Below are 13,364 nucleotides of genomic sequence, written 5' to 3' on the forward strand. Positions count from 1 at the left end.
CGTCATGCTGTCCGCTTCACAGCTGGCGGATCGTCTGGCGCTCGATGCCGAGGCGGTTTGCCGTCACTACCTCTCCGCCGGCCGCCGGGCCGGCAATTACTGGATCGTTGGCGACGTCGCCAACAGCAAGGGAAAGTCGCTTTACGTTCATCTCTCCGGCCCCCGCAAGGGCAGGTGGACGGATGCGGCGACCACTCAATATGGCGATTTGCTCGATCTCGTGCGGGAATCCTGCGGACTGGTCGACTTCCGCGACGTCGCCGACGAGGCGCGGCGTTTCCTGAACGAACCCCAGGCCAGACCGGTATCGTCGCGCAGGGACGATACCCCCGACAGCCGGCCAGCCGAACGACCGGCTGCAGAACGTGCAAGACGCCTGTTCCGTATGACGGAGCGGCTCTCCGGCACGCTGGCCGACAGCTATCTGCGTCAGCGCGGCATCCTGCGCGCATCCTTGCATCCCGCGCTCCGCTTCCATCCGTCCTGCTACTATCGTGATCTCGCAAGCGGCAGGACGAGCAGCTATCCGGCGCTGATCGCAGCCGTGACCGATCAAGCCGGTACGATCACCGGCGTGCATCGCACCTGGCTCGATCCGGAGGGCAACGGCAAGGCGCGGGTCGAGGATCCTCGCCGTGCGCTTGGCGGGCTGCTCGGCAACGCCGTGCGCTTCCGCTTTCCTGTCCATGGCCCCGTGCCTGTCATGGCGGCGGGCGAGGGGCTCGAAAGCATGTTGTCGCTCTCGCATGTCATGCCCGGTATGCCGATGGTCTCGGCGCTGACGGCCAACCACCTTGCCGCCTTCCGGCCACCAGCCAAATGCTTGCGCATCTACGTCGCCGCCGACGCGGATGCCGCCGGCCGGCATGGCATTGAGGGACTGAGCCGCCGGGCGCAGACGCTCGGCATCCTGCCGCTTGTGCTCACCCCGGAACTCGGCGACTTCAACGAGGATCTGCGCCGGCTTGGACCTGATCGGCTCATCGCAAATCTCCGGGGCCAACTCGCACCGGAAGACGATTGGGCCCTTCTTCCCGCGTGATGCGGCCTCGGAGGAGAAGGCGGTGAGGACGCGGCGTGGCTGGCAGGGCCGGTCCCTGCCGGTCTCCATCCTGGTAAGGCGCGCCTGCGGGCCTGGCGAGAGGCGACCCTTACCAGGCGGCTGTCTGGCCTTCAGCGGGTCGGTCAGGTTTCTTCCCCGCGCCGGCTTTTTACTGCGCATCGGCCACTCCGAAAACCGGTTCCCACTTTTCGAGCCGATGTGGCAGCCGGCGCTCCTCGCGGGCCAAGAAACCCTCCCTCAACCGCCCGGCGCTGCGCTGGGCCGCTTCGCTTCGCTCGCGGTTCCGGCCCGCCCGCCGCCTGGACAGGGATCGCCGTCAGGCCGCGAGAGGCGCGGCCCAAACCGACGGAGACCATCATGAACCTGATCCTTCCCATCGACGACACCTTCGAACCCGACCACGCGTCTTCCCCGACCGACCGCGTCATCTACGAGATGCAAGTCTTTGGCTACCGCCCGTTCCAGGACGAGCCGGATCCCCGTCCGCTGCCCGAGGAGCCAATGGTCCAGTCGGCGCTGACCACGATGTTCGACGCCCTGTTCGAGATGCTCGGCGACACGCGGCTGGAGCCCGATCTCGAAGATCTTCTCTGGTCGACGGTCAATCTCTTTCACCGCGCCGGCGAGCGTATCCAGCGCGAACTTCAGCGCAACGAGGACGCCCAGCGCACCGGCCAGCGCGAGCAGGACGGCTCGGAGGTGAAAAGCGTCGAGCTTGAGCGCCATGTCGTCGAGGGCATCACGCTCCTCGAACGCCGCAATGCCTTCGAGTTCATGCGCGACTATGCAGCCGATCTCTTCGAAGCGCAGACTGGCTCTGCATGGCGGCCGCGCACCGGCTCGAAGGTCAACCACGCGAACATGACCGCGGCGATGATCGATAGCAGAGATTTCCTCTCTGCCCGCCGGCACGCCGAAAACACGGTGCTGATCCCCGCCGGGACCAAGATCGCCTTCGGCGGCGGCATGGACTACAACGATCACGACCGGATCTGGGCCGCGCTCGACAAGGTCCATGCCAAGCACACGGACATGATCCTGCTGCACGGCGGCTCGCCGAAAGGCGCCGAACGGATCGCAGCCTGCTGGGCCGAGGCACGCAAAGTCACCCAGATCGCCTTCAAACCCGATTGGAACAAACACGCCAAGGCCGCCCCGTTCCGCCGTAACGACGACATGCTCTCGGTCATGCCGGCCGGCGTCATCGTCTTCCCCGGTTCCGGCATCACCGAAAACCTTCGCGACAAGGCCCGCCGGTTCGGCATCAATGTCTGGGAACTCAAAGGAGATGGCGCGTAAGCGCCATTCTTCACCTCGCCGAGGAAACCCTTGCATTTTGGAGGAATTGTGTACACATTTCCCACTCAAACGGAGCCTCGCCATGCCTCAATCCCGGCCACAGACATCTTCCCCCCGCCGTGTCGGCGTGCGGGAGTTTCGCGGCAACCTGACGTCCTTCCTCAAACAGGTAGAGGATGGCCAGCGGTTTGTCCTAACCTCCCATCATAAGGTCGTCGCGGAAATCGGGCCGCCATCACAGGACACTGTCGTTCGCAAGCCCGGCGCGTTACGCGGGAAGATCAAAGTTGCTGAAGACTTCGACAGTTTGCCGGCAGACGTTCTGACGTCGATGGAAGACGAGGCGTGAGGCTACTCCTCGATACGCATGCCTTGTTGTGGTGGTTGAACGACGACGTGAAGCTGGGGAACCATGCGCGTGGTCTTATCGGCGATCCTGAGAACGACGTCCTCGTCAGTGCTGTCTCCCTTTGGGAAATCACCGTGAAGCTGCGGATTGGCAAACTCGATGCCGATATAGAAGAGATTCTTGCGATCTTGCCGGATCAGGGATTCGATCGGCTGGATATCACGGATGCGCATCTTATCGCTCTTGCTGCTCTTCCGCTTCATCACCGTGATCCCTTCGATCATCTCCTCATGGCGCAGGCCGTGGCGGAGGGAGCGCATTTCGTTTCGCAGGATCGGAATGTCGCGCTCTACGGCATTCCGTTCGTGACGTGCTCGGATCCTGCCGCGTGATCTCCGATGGGCTCGGTTCCGCCGAGGTGGCCGGGCCGATCGCTCGGGGCCGCTCGCTTGCAGATGGCGGTGTCCCTGGCGGATGCCAACGCCTCAGACTGCCAGGCGCTGGAAGCGAGTTGCTGAAAGCCCGTATCGATGCGCCCCGCGAACAGCTTCGTCCGATATTGCCGACCGATCGGCAGACGGTAGTTTGGACGCTGCTAGACCTTGCAGACTGGCGCAAGTGTGATGTTGGCAGGGGGCGTGCTCATCCGCGTGCAGCAGTTTGGACCAGGCGAGAGCATGGCGGCGATGCGGATGGCCGCGAAGCGCTCACGAGGCGCGTGGCCAATATCCCGCAGCGCTGGACCGGCCAGCCATGAGGGTTTGTCGCGCCCTTCAGTTGCCCCGAACCATTCCCGTTTTATGTCGCTCGTATAGACGACCGCCTGCTTTTGCGGCCAACCCCTAAAGGGGTAAGACTCGGTCAAAATTTTTGCGAAATTCGATTTCAGTTGTTTTCCTCTGGCGGAAAATAGAATTTCGCAAAAATTTTGACCGAGCTGACCGCAGCAGATCGGCCGTCTCTTCGTGCGCCATCGGGAAATGGTCCCGAGCAACCGAAGGAGACACAACCATGGCCACCACGATCGCAACCCTGACGCAGAAGACCGACGGCATCCTCGAAGGCATCTTCGCCACAATCCGGGTCAACGCCCCGATCGCCATCATCCCGAACGCCAACAAGGCGAGCGAGGAAGCCCCCGACTACCGCGTCATCCACCGCAAGACCGGCTTCGAGATCGGCGCAGGCTGGAACCGCATCGCCCGCCAGACCGGCGAGGAATACCTCTCGGTGAAGCTGGAAGCACCCGAGATCGGCGTGATCTTCGGCAACCTCGCTCAGGCCCCCGGCGGCGATCCGAACAAGAAGGTGATCCTCTGGAACAACCCGAACTGAAACGCAAGCGAGCGGCCCCGAGCGATCGGGGCCGGCTCTAGCGAGTGAGGCCAGACGGCCGGGAGGATTGCGGGATTGATCGCGGGCATCGAGCCCGCGATCAATTCTCTTTGGGTGCCACACGAGACCAAACCCTGTCTGCTCAGAACGCCAAGTCTGCCGTGAGCATCGCGCCGCCTCAAGGACATCGCGGCCCCTCCAATTTTCAGCCGACGCCCTGAAGGGTGCCGTCAGAAAATCGGTTCCTCCGCTCGCCGCCTCCGGCGGTCGCTGCGCGATCCTTGACCCGGCCCGATCCTCACGACCCCGGGCGTCATCTTTCACATTATCCAAGGAGATGACGATGACGTACGAACTCGAAATGCAAGTCGAGGAGCTGCGCGCTGAACTGGGCCACTTCGACCCGGCCGAGCGCCACCAGATCGCCGCGGAGCTGGAACAAGCGCGCGCCGCACTGAAGGCAGCAATCGCCGCACAGGAGGGCGCAAACGACGCCGAGCCTCCCCAATGAGGGAGGCGCTTCAGCCGAAGCAGTTGGTTCCTCACGCCGGATCGACCGGCGCGAGGAACCCGAAGCTACGCTTCGGCCGGCGATCAAATGAGATTATGATGCTGTCACTGGGGCACCGTCTTGTATCCCCGCGCTCGTTTCGTCCGTAGGAGGTCGAGAAACATAGCCACAGCCTCCCTTTCCTCGTCGAAGTGATGTTCGATCGACTGTCCCGACGAACCGATCCGGCCCCATCGTCGGCTCAGGCAGAGAGTGCCGAACAACGTCGGTTCGATCGCGAGCGCGTAGTAACGCGCCATGTTCCTGGCCGGGTCCGTGCGTTCGATATAGAGCTGGTATGGTTGAACGAGCATGGCCAAGAATCGCCGATCGGGGAAACCCGGTCCAACGACAATTTTGAATCTATCGCCATGCAACGATTCATTTTGCTGATGGAATGATCCTCCGGCAATGAGGCGTAGCCGGGCAAATCGGCTATCGCCGACCGGGCTCTACTCGCGCCGTTCCGTCGCTCCCCGAGCCGGCATTGCCGTCTCGGCCTTCGGTGACGATCCCTTTCGCGGGCGCGCCGCAGCCAGATCGACCGGTCGCTGTGCCGCAGGAAGATACCGTCGCTGGTGCGGCCGGCTGATCGACCGCCGGCCGGATGTAGTTGGCGCTCCAACAACCCGTTCTTGCTTTGATCTCCATTGCGACCTAGACTCCGTCTGGTCGACAGCATCGCATGTCGACCAGACGGAAGCGTGTGTGCAGTCGATCAGACGAGAGGGCGCGATGAGCGAAATTCAGCCTCGAACCAGAACCCTTTCACAAGCCACTCGACGCAACCCTGTCCTGCGACTGCTGTGGTTTTTCGCCCGCCTGATCGCCGCGATTGCCGTCGGAAGCGTGCTCACTGTGTTCTATTGCGCCTGGCATCTTGCGTTCTTCCTGCTTTGCATGTTCCGCCCGGTCGTCAATGTGCTCGTTTTTGGCGGGGTGATCATGCTACCGCTCTCGCTCGCAGCCTTCATAAAGCCCGAAACGGCGAACGGGATGCCCTTCTGGGCGATCCTCCTGATGGCGGTCGGCTTCATCAGCTTCGCCATGGGCTATTCGAAGTTCGTCGAATGGTTCGCGCCGCCGGGCGAGGCCGATCCGTTTGAACGTTACCGTCGGCGCGACTGGCGATAAGCTTCAGGCCCGGTGTTGGACCCCTCGCTTTAGCGCTTCATGGGGGATAGGGTCTTTCCAATCTGGTGTGACTGCCGTTCGAAGAGGGGAGCAGAATGTCGACTATAGAAAAGGCGCAGATTTCGACGACGACCATTCAAGACCAAGTTGGGATCGCGCTGGATGCGTTACAGCGAGGTTTCGACGGACGGATTGTCAACGGCTATGGCGTCTACGTCGATCCGTCGAGCCGGCATCGAGATTTACTTGAGGCGCGCAAGGCCATTGAAGTCGCACTTTCGGCGATGACGGCGACGCAGTGGCCGACCGAAGCGCAGTACGAAAAGGCCGAGCAAGCCTGACATCTGAACTCACGGCTTGACGAAACGGTTGACCTTGGCCTCCGCATTCATGTCCTTCCGTCTGAAGTAGATCGCCCTGCCGCTTCGGATCGGGCTATGTCCCTGCACGACGATGATCTGCTCATCCTTCCTCATCGATTGCGTGATCTCGTGGGGCATGATGAGCGGCCGGCGTTGAAAGTTGACGCTCTCCGATTTACGCGATGCGCTGTTTTTCGTATCCCAGCCGACGTTGCGCGAACTGCCTTTCACCTCGACGGTCATCTCCCCACATTGCGCCGAGACGTTGCGCGCCGTCTCCAACGCTTTGATCGCGGCGTAGCTCGCGAACGCGCAGCCGTCGATCCACGAGACCGCGCCGTCTTTTCCAAAATGCCGTTCCAGCTGACCGACGGACTGGTAGAGGAGCATCATGCTGACGCCGTACTTGCGGCCGCGGTCACGCGCCTCTTCGAGCACGCGCATGTAGCCGAGAAGGTCCACCTCGTCCAACATGAACAGCGCCCGGCGCTGAAACGCGCCGTCCGCCTCGATCATGGCATTGATGAGAGATCCGACGATGACACGTCCAATCCCCGGATAGGAACGCAGGATCGACGCGGGGATATTGAGGAACACGTCTTTTTTGCCGGTGGTGAGATCGCTCGGCTTGAACGTGTTGCCGCAGACGAGGGCCGCGTAGTTGTCGAGCGACAGCCATTGCGTATCCTTCGACGCGGTCGAATAGACGCCCGAGAACGTCTGCTCGGTCATGTTGACGAAGACGCCCAGCGTTTCGCTGATGAACTTCGATGCCGAATGTTGCTGAACGTCACGGAGCATCGCGAGCACGGAGGTCTCCGGCTCGGAGACGATCTGCCGGAGACTGCGCAAGTTTCGTCGACCGGCATATTCCGGCGACAACATCACATGCGCCAGAAGGCCGGTGAGCAGATTGTGCGCCTGAGACTGGAAGTAGGAGCCGGTCGACGATTCGAAGCGCACGCTTTCCGACAACAGCATGTGGGCGATACCGACGATGTCCTGTTCCTTCTGCTTCGACGTCTCGATGCCATCAAGCACGTTGAAACCCATGATCGGGTTTGCGGGATCGAGCACCATCACCTCGCGGCCGAGCGCGCGCGTTCGGTGTTCGACCACCATCGGCGCGACCTCGGTCGACGGATCAAGGCAGATCAGCGGCCCGGTATATCTGAGCGCCGTCGGCAGGACGTTGCTTGTCGTCTTGTACCCACCCGATCCGGCGAAGAAGAGCATATGGGTGGAATCGAAGTCCTGCTTGTAGGTGAGCAGTGGCGCCTTGCCGCCCTGTCCCCAAGTGGCCGGATCGTTCGGATCGAATGGCAGCTCATGGACGGTTTCCTTGTCGACACGGTAACGCTCGCCGACGACAATCTCGCCGTCGTCCGGAAAGAGCCGGCCCGCCGCAGACATGGACAACCAGTCCGCATCCCCGAAGGTGCCGCGCCTGGCGCGCTTTACCGGTTCGGATACGACGGTCGAGATGCGTGCGGATACCGCCGTCGCCATGAAGCCGACGACAGCGCCGACCACGGCCACCATGTCGATGAACGACAGCGCCTGGCTCCATGTCACCGCGCCGCTTTCAACGGAAGGTGAAAGCCGGCCGAATTCCCGCAGCGCATAAAAGCCGGCGACGGATAAGAAGCAGATGAGCGTTGCCATTGCGATCGGTCTTCGCCGATGCAACGGCAGAGCCCAAACGGCCAGAAGTCCCGCCAGCGGTCCAAACAATAGAGCCGGCACGGGTGAGGTTCGAAGGAACCAGTATTGCGTTTTTCCTGTCATGCCCGCGGCAAGTTCTGGCCAGCGCCAGCCCGCGACATAGACGGCAAAGGCCGTCACTGTGATCGGCACGAAAGTGAGCAACAGGCTGGAATGCGGCTTTGCCCTCATCGTCATTCTGCCGCCTCGACCATAAGCGGCGTGCCACCATCCAGCGTCGGGACCTTGAAAGCCTCCTCACCGATGCCCCGAAGCCGCCGATGCTCGAATGAGCTTGGCGCGATCCTCGCGAGCTCCAGCAATCCGCCGAGCAGGAAGGCGCGGTCCGCCTTCGACAATCCGGCCCGCACGACGATGCCGCCGAGCAGGAATTTTTCGCGCGCCTCCTTTTTCCGGTCAGCTGTCATGAGGAACCTCCGTCGTCGCTCCAGGCCCGCCACCTGGCTGTCCACCCGGCGGAGAAGATGCGCGAGCAGTCCCCTTCTTCTCTGCTTTGCGAAATCGGGCAGCGATCTCTTCGAAGATGCGATCGACCTCCTCCTCAGTGATCTCCATTTCGGCCAGTCCCGACTTCGTTGCCGCGCGGGCAAAGCGGTCAGCCGATTTGACTATTAAAGTTTTTCTACGCTCACGCAGTTTCTCGATTTGTGCGTCAATATCGAGAATTGAAGGTTTTGCAGCCATTGTCCGATCCTTTGCAACTGCAGAAAATTTCTGCTTTCCGATTTAACTTACTAGAAAAACCTAGTCAAATAAGCTACGCTGCACAAGTCCCTAAATCGTCGATGCCGGAAATTCGGCTTGGGCCGTCTTCTGGAAAAGCGGCATCGGCCCTTCGGTCCGATTGGTTTGAGGGCGCAATATACGTCGCTGTCGCGACGTGCTTGAAAGGTCTGGAGACGACGGTGGCGATCATGTTCGTCAGAGCGCAGGTGATCAGCAGGGGAGCGGGACGCAGCATCGTCTCGGCCGCCGCCTATCGTCACCGCGCCCGGATGATGGACGACCAGGCTGGCACATCGTTCAGCTACCGCGGTGGATCGCGCGAACTGGTGCATGAGGAACTGGCGGTCCCGGATAAGATTCCCCCCTGGCTGAAGGCGGCCATCGACGGCAAGACGGTTGCCGCTGCCAGCGAGGCGCTGTGGAATGCGGTTGATGCCTTCGAGACCCGGGCCGACGCCCAGCTCGCGCGCGAGCTCATCATCGCCCTGCCGGAAGAGCTGACGCGGGCCGAGAATATCGCCCTGGTCCGTGAGTTCGTCGCAGACAATTTTACCTCGAAGGGCATGATCGCCGACTGGGTATTTCATGACAAGGACAGCAATCCGCACATCCATCTGATGACGACGCTGAGGCCGCTGGCGGAGGAGGGGTTTGGGCAAAAGAAGGTGCCGGTGCTTGGCGCGGACGGCGAGCCGTTGCGCGTCGTTACGCCGGATCGGCCGAACGGCAAGATCGTCTACAAGGTCTGGGCCGGCGACAAGGAAACGATGAAGGACTGGAAGATCGCCTGGGCCGAGACGGCCAATCAGCATCTGGCGCTTGCCGGTCATGATATCCGTCTCGACGGCCGCTCCTATGCCGAACAGGGGCTCGATGGCATCGCGCAAAAGCACCTTGGGCCGGAGAAAGCTGCGCTCGCCCGCAAGGGCATCGAGATGTATTTCGCGCCGGCCGATCTGGCGCGGCGGCAGAAGATGGCCGACCGGCTGCTGGCAGAGCCGGAGCTCCTGCTGAAGCAGCTCGGCAATGAGCGCTCCACCTTCGACGAGAGGGATATTGCCAAGGCGCTGCATCGCACTGTCGACGATCCCGTCGACTTCGCCAATATCCGGGCGCGGCTGATGGCGTCGGACGAGCTGATCACGTTGAAGCCGCAACGGATCGACGCGCAGACCGGCAAGTCCTCGGAGCCGGCGATCTTCACGACGCGCGAAATCCTTCGCATCGAATATGACATGGCGCAGTCGGCTGCAGTCCTGGCTAAGCGTACCGGCTTCGGTGTCGCCTATGCGGCGGTCGCCTCCGCCGTGCGACAGGTCGAAACGGCCGATCCGGAAAAGCCCATCAAACTGGATGCGGAACAGGTGGATGCTGTGCGCCACGTCACCGCCGACAATGGGATTGCGGCCGTCGTCGGTCTCGCCGGCGCCGGCAAGTCGACGCTGCTTGCCGCTGCACGCGTTGCCTGGGAAGGCGAGGGCCGCCTAGTGTTCGGCGCAGCGCTTGCCGGCAAGGCCGCGGAAGGGCTTGAAGACAGTTCTGGCATCAAGTCGCGCACGCTCGCCTCCTGGGAACTGGCCTGGGAAAATGGGCGCGATCTCCTGAAACGGGGCGACGTCTTCGTCATCGATGAGGCCGGCATGGTGTCCTCGCAGCAGATGGCGCGTGTCCTGAAGGGGGTCGAGGATGCGAGGGCGAAAGCCGTCCTGGTCGGGGACGCCATGCAGCTGCAACCCATCCAGGCCGGTGCAGCGTTCCGCGCGATCAGCGATCGGATCGGCTTTGCCGAACTGGCCGGCGTGCGCCGCCAGCGCGAGGACTGGGCGCGCGAGGCTTCGCGTCTGTTCGCTCGTGGTGAGGTGGAAAAGGGTCTCGATGCCTATGCCGCGCATGGACGCCTTGTCGAGGCGGAGACGCGCGACGAAATCATCGGCCGCGTGGTTTCCGACTGGGCGGACGCGCGCCGTCGGCTGGTCCAAACATCCGGTGAGGGAGAAAACGGCTCTCGTCTTCGTGGCGACGAGTTGCTCGTGCTCGCCCACACCAATGATGACGTCCGCAAGCTGAACGAGTCGCTGCGCAAGGTCATGATGGACGACGGCGCGCTCACCGGCGCGCGCGAGTTCCTCACGGCGCGCGGGGTTCGCGAGTTCGCCGCAGGCGACCGCATCATCTTCCTCGAGAATGCTCGTTTCCTTGAGCCGCGGGCGCGTCGCCTCGGTCCGCAATATGTCAAGAACGGAATGCTCGGCACGGTCGTTGCGACTGGCGACAAACGCGCCGGCCCGCTGCTTGTCGTGCGTCTCGACAACGGCCGCGACGTCGTCATCAGCGAGGGCAGCTATACCAATGTCGATCACGGCTATGCCGCGACCATTCACAAATCTCAAGGCGCAACCGTCGACCGGACTTTCGTGCTTGCCACCGGCATGATGGACCAGCATCTGACCTATGTGTCGATGACCCGCCATCGCGACCGCGTCGACCTCTATGCGGCCAAAGAAGATTTCCAGCCGAAGCCGGAATGGGGCAGGGCGCGCGCAGATCATTCCGCCGGCGTCACCGGCGAGCTCGTCGAAACCGGAGAAGCAAAATTCCGTCCCGAAGACAGGCAAGCCAAGGAAAGCCCTTACGCCGATGTGAAGACTGACGATGGAACCGTCCATCGCGTTTGGGGCGTCAGCCTACCAAGGGCGCTGGAGAAAGGCGGCGTCTCGGACGGCGACACGGTCACGCTTCGCAAGGATGGCGTCGAGACCGTGAAGGTGGACGTGACTGTCACCGATGAGGAGACAGGCGAGAAGCGAACAGAGGAACGTCAGGTCGAACGCAATATCTGGACCGCGGAACAGGTTGAGACGGCTGATGCTCGGCAGGAACGGATCGAGCGCGAAAGCCACCGGCCGGAATTGTTCAAACAGCTTGTCGCGCGTCTTGGCCGCTCCGGCGCCAAGACGACGACGCTTGATTTCGAAACCGAGGAAGGTTACCAGGCGCATGCCCGCGACTTCGCCCAGCGGCGCGGTATCGACACGGTCGCCGGGGTCGCGGCCGGGATGGAGAAGGGCGTTTCCCGGCGGCTGGCGTGGATCGCCGAGAGGCGCGGGAAGGTGGCGAGGCTTTGGGAGCGGGCGAGCGTCGCGCTTGGTTTTGCGATCGAACGGGAACGCAGCGTCTCGTACAACGAGTCCCGGGCGGAAGCCGTCTCGGCCGATAACTCGGTTGGTGGCTACCATCTGATCCCGTCGACCACCGCATTTGCTCGCAGCGTCGAGGAGGATGCGCGCCGTGCTCAGCTTTCGTCCGAACGATGGAAGGAGCGGGAAGCGATCCTGCGGCCGGTTCTCGAGAACGTCTATCGCGATCCGGATGCGGCGCTGGTCGGCCTGAATGCGCTCGCATCGGATTCCGCGATCGAGCCACGTAAGCTCGCCGACGATCTCGCGATCGCCCCGGACCGTCTCGGCCGCTTGCGCGGTTCCGATCTCATGGTCGACGGCCGGGCGGCACGCGATGAGCGCGCCGCCGCGATGGCGGCCTTCGACGACCTGTTGCCGCTGGCTCGCGCGCACGCGACGGAGTTCCGCCGGAATGAAGATCGCTTCCAGGATCGCGAGAAGACGCGCCGCGCGCGCATGTCCCTGTCGATCCCGGCGCTCTCGAAACGGGCGATGGCCCGTCTCGTCGAAATCGAGGCGGTGCGCAATAACGGCGGCGAAGACGCCTATAAGACCGCATTCTCCTTTGCCGTCCAGAATCGTGAGATCGTCCAGGAGGTGAAGGCGGTGAGCGACGCGCTGACGGCACGCTTCGGCTGGAGCGCGTTCACCGCAAAGGCCGACCCGATAGCCGAGCGCAATGTTGCCGAGCGCATGCCGGAAGACCTCGGTGATGAGCGCCGCGAAAAGCTGGTGCGCCTGTTCGAGGTTATCAGGCGCTTCGCGGACGAGCAGCATCTCACTGAGAAACAGGATCGATCGAAGATCGTCGCCGGTGCGAGTGTCGAGGCCGGAAAGGAGAGCATACCTACGCTTCCCATGCTCGCCGCCGTAACCGAGTTCAAGACGTCGGTGGACGATGAGGCGCACACACGGGTGCTTGCCGTCCCGCACTATCGCCATCACCGCGCAGCGCTTGCCGAGACCGCCGGGCGCATCTGGCGCGATCCCGCCGGCACCGTTGGCACGATCGAAGAACTGATCGTGAAAGGTTTTGCCGGCGAGCGGATCGCGGCGGCGGTGGCAAACGATCCCGCAGCCTACGGTGCGCTGCGCGGCTCCGATCGGATCATGGACAAGCTGCTCGCCGTCGGCCGGGAACGCAAGGAAGCGGTTCAGGCTGTGCCGGAGGCCGCAAGCCGGGTGCGTTCGCTCAGTGCATCCTGGGCCAGCGCCCTCGATGCGGAGACGCAGGCGATCACCGAAGAGCGTCGGCGCATGACCGTTGCCATTCCCGGTATTTCGCCGGCGGCCGAAGAAGCACTTCATCATCTGGTTGCCGACCTGAAAAAGCAGAGACAAGAAAAGGCGAAGAGCGCCAGGATCGAGACCGCCGCTCGCTCTCTCGATCCTGACATCGCCCGAGAGTTCGCCGCTGTCAGCCGGGCGCTCGACGAGCGCTTCGGCAGAAACGCCATTCTTCGCGGCGAGGCGGATGTCATCAATCGCGTATCGCCGGCGCAGCGCCGCGCCTTCGAGGCGATGCGGGAGCGTCTGCAGGTCGTGCAGCAGACTGTGCGGACGCACGGCAGCCAGGAGATCATATCCGAACGCCAGCGCCGTGCCATCGATCGCGCCCGCGGTCTCACCCGATAACAAGTTT

Annotated in this window: 13 protein-coding genes; 9 read left to right on the plus strand and 4 right to left on the minus strand. The window is 62.8% G+C overall.

Annotated features, from left to right (window positions below; genetic code table 11):
- The first annotated feature begins 4 nt into the window (after nt 1–4).
- The 6 genes from CPY51_RS15535 (at nt 5) to CPY51_RS32840 (ending at nt 4,557) form a co-directional block, all read left to right on the plus strand.
- On the plus strand, nt 5–1,042 hold the full coding sequence (locus tag CPY51_RS15535; protein ID WP_111161130.1) for a DUF7146 domain-containing protein: 1,038 nt from the start codon (nt 5–7) through the stop codon (nt 1,040–1,042).
- A 378-nt stretch (nt 1,043–1,420) separates the two neighbouring features.
- Entirely contained in the window at nt 1,421–2,362 is a 942-nt protein-coding gene (locus tag CPY51_RS15545; RefSeq protein ID WP_111161131.1) for a DUF2493 domain-containing protein, read from the plus strand.
- A gap of 82 nt (nt 2,363–2,444) precedes the next feature.
- On the plus strand, nt 2,445–2,711 hold the full coding sequence (locus tag CPY51_RS15550; protein WP_111161132.1) for a type II toxin-antitoxin system Phd/YefM family antitoxin: 267 nt from the start codon (nt 2,445–2,447) through the stop codon (nt 2,709–2,711).
- Nucleotides 2,708–3,103 carry a type II toxin-antitoxin system VapC family toxin gene (locus CPY51_RS15555; protein WP_111161133.1) on the plus strand — a complete coding sequence of 132 codons (396 nt, stop codon included), beginning with the start codon at nt 2,708–2,710 and terminating at the stop codon, nt 3,101–3,103. The genes CPY51_RS15550 and CPY51_RS15555 overlap by 4 nt, the downstream gene beginning before the upstream one ends.
- A gap of 619 nt (nt 3,104–3,722) precedes the next feature.
- Nucleotides 3,723–4,046 carry a DUF736 domain-containing protein gene (locus CPY51_RS15570; RefSeq protein ID WP_111161135.1) on the plus strand — a complete coding sequence of 108 codons (324 nt, stop codon included), beginning with the start codon at nt 3,723–3,725 and terminating at the stop codon, nt 4,044–4,046.
- A 343-nt stretch (nt 4,047–4,389) separates the two neighbouring features.
- Entirely contained in the window at nt 4,390–4,557 is a 168-nt protein-coding gene (locus tag CPY51_RS32840; RefSeq protein WP_195909537.1) for a hypothetical protein, read from the plus strand.
- Between the two features lie 104 nt (nt 4,558–4,661).
- Here CPY51_RS32840 and CPY51_RS15575 read toward each other — a convergent pair whose 3' ends face one another.
- Entirely contained in the window at nt 4,662–4,910 is a 249-nt protein-coding gene (locus CPY51_RS15575; protein ID WP_111161136.1) for a WGR domain-containing protein, read from the minus strand.
- Between the two features lie 421 nt (nt 4,911–5,331).
- On the opposite strand from CPY51_RS15575, the gene CPY51_RS15585 reads away from it, so the two are divergent.
- Both CPY51_RS15585 and CPY51_RS15590 read left to right on the plus strand, forming a co-directional pair.
- Nucleotides 5,332–5,730 (plus strand): hypothetical protein, encoded by a 399-nt coding sequence (locus tag CPY51_RS15585; RefSeq protein WP_111161138.1) that lies wholly within the window; start codon nt 5,332–5,334, stop codon nt 5,728–5,730.
- 95 nt (nt 5,731–5,825) lie between these two features.
- Nucleotides 5,826–6,071 (plus strand): hypothetical protein, encoded by a 246-nt coding sequence (locus CPY51_RS15590; RefSeq protein ID WP_111161139.1) that lies wholly within the window; start codon nt 5,826–5,828, stop codon nt 6,069–6,071.
- A 9-nt stretch (nt 6,072–6,080) separates the two neighbouring features.
- Here CPY51_RS15590 and traG read toward each other — a convergent pair whose 3' ends face one another.
- The 3 genes from traG to CPY51_RS15605 are packed head-to-tail and all read right to left on the minus strand — an operon-like array spanning nt 6,081 to nt 8,501.
- A complete protein-coding gene (traG, locus tag CPY51_RS15595; protein WP_111161140.1) occupies nt 6,081–7,994 on the minus strand; it encodes a Ti-type conjugative transfer system protein TraG in 1,914 nt (637 codons plus the stop codon).
- On the minus strand, nt 7,991–8,224 hold the full coding sequence (locus CPY51_RS15600; protein ID WP_111161141.1) for a conjugal transfer protein TraD: 234 nt from the start codon (nt 8,222–8,224) through the stop codon (nt 7,991–7,993). The genes traG and CPY51_RS15600 overlap by 4 nt, the downstream gene beginning before the upstream one ends.
- The gene (locus CPY51_RS15605; RefSeq protein ID WP_111161142.1) at nt 8,214–8,501 is read right to left on the minus strand and encodes a TraC family protein; all 288 of its coding nucleotides are present in this window, start codon (nt 8,499–8,501) and stop codon (nt 8,214–8,216) included. Before CPY51_RS15605 ends, CPY51_RS15600 begins: the two co-directional genes overlap by 11 nt.
- Before the next feature lie 221 nt (nt 8,502–8,722).
- Between CPY51_RS15605 and traA the strand changes: the two genes are divergently transcribed.
- Nucleotides 8,723–13,357, plus strand: coding sequence for a Ti-type conjugative transfer relaxase TraA (traA, locus tag CPY51_RS15610; RefSeq protein ID WP_111161143.1), 4,635 nt, complete (start codon nt 8,723–8,725; stop codon nt 13,355–13,357).
- The last annotated feature ends 7 nt before the right edge of the window (nt 13,358–13,364 follow it).

The sequence above is a fragment of the Arminella tubonensis genome (genome assembly GCF_003240585.1).
In the GTDB taxonomy this organism is placed as follows: Bacteria; Pseudomonadota; Alphaproteobacteria; order Rhizobiales; family Rhizobiaceae; genus Rhizobium; species Rhizobium tubonense.

Excerpts from the sequence above, each read along its gene's own strand:
- CPY51_RS32840 (WP_195909537.1), top strand. The coding sequence starts at position 4,390 with ATGACGTACGAACTCGAAATGCAAGTCGAGGAGCTGCGCGCTGAACTG.
- CPY51_RS15590 (WP_111161139.1), top strand. The coding sequence starts at position 5,826 with ATGTCGACTATAGAAAAGGCGCAGATTTCGACGACGACCATTCAAGAC.
- CPY51_RS15545 (WP_111161131.1), top strand. The coding sequence starts at position 1,421 with ATGAACCTGATCCTTCCCATCGACGACACCTTCGAACCCGACCACGCG.
- CPY51_RS15605 (WP_111161142.1), bottom strand. The coding sequence starts at position 8,501 with ATGGCTGCAAAACCTTCAATTCTCGATATTGACGCACAAATCGAGAAA.
- traG (WP_111161140.1), bottom strand. The coding sequence starts at position 7,994 with ATGACGATGAGGGCAAAGCCGCATTCCAGCCTGTTGCTCACTTTCGTG.
- CPY51_RS15535 (WP_111161130.1), top strand. The coding sequence starts at position 5 with ATGCTGTCCGCTTCACAGCTGGCGGATCGTCTGGCGCTCGATGCCGAG.
- CPY51_RS15585 (WP_111161138.1), top strand. The coding sequence starts at position 5,332 with ATGAGCGAAATTCAGCCTCGAACCAGAACCCTTTCACAAGCCACTCGA.
- CPY51_RS15570 (WP_111161135.1), top strand. The coding sequence starts at position 3,723 with ATGGCCACCACGATCGCAACCCTGACGCAGAAGACCGACGGCATCCTC.
- CPY51_RS15550 (WP_111161132.1), top strand. The coding sequence starts at position 2,445 with ATGCCTCAATCCCGGCCACAGACATCTTCCCCCCGCCGTGTCGGCGTG.
- CPY51_RS15600 (WP_111161141.1), bottom strand. The coding sequence starts at position 8,224 with ATGACAGCTGACCGGAAAAAGGAGGCGCGCGAAAAATTCCTGCTCGGC.
- CPY51_RS15575 (WP_111161136.1), bottom strand. The coding sequence starts at position 4,910 with ATGCTCGTTCAACCATACCAGCTCTATATCGAACGCACGGACCCGGCC.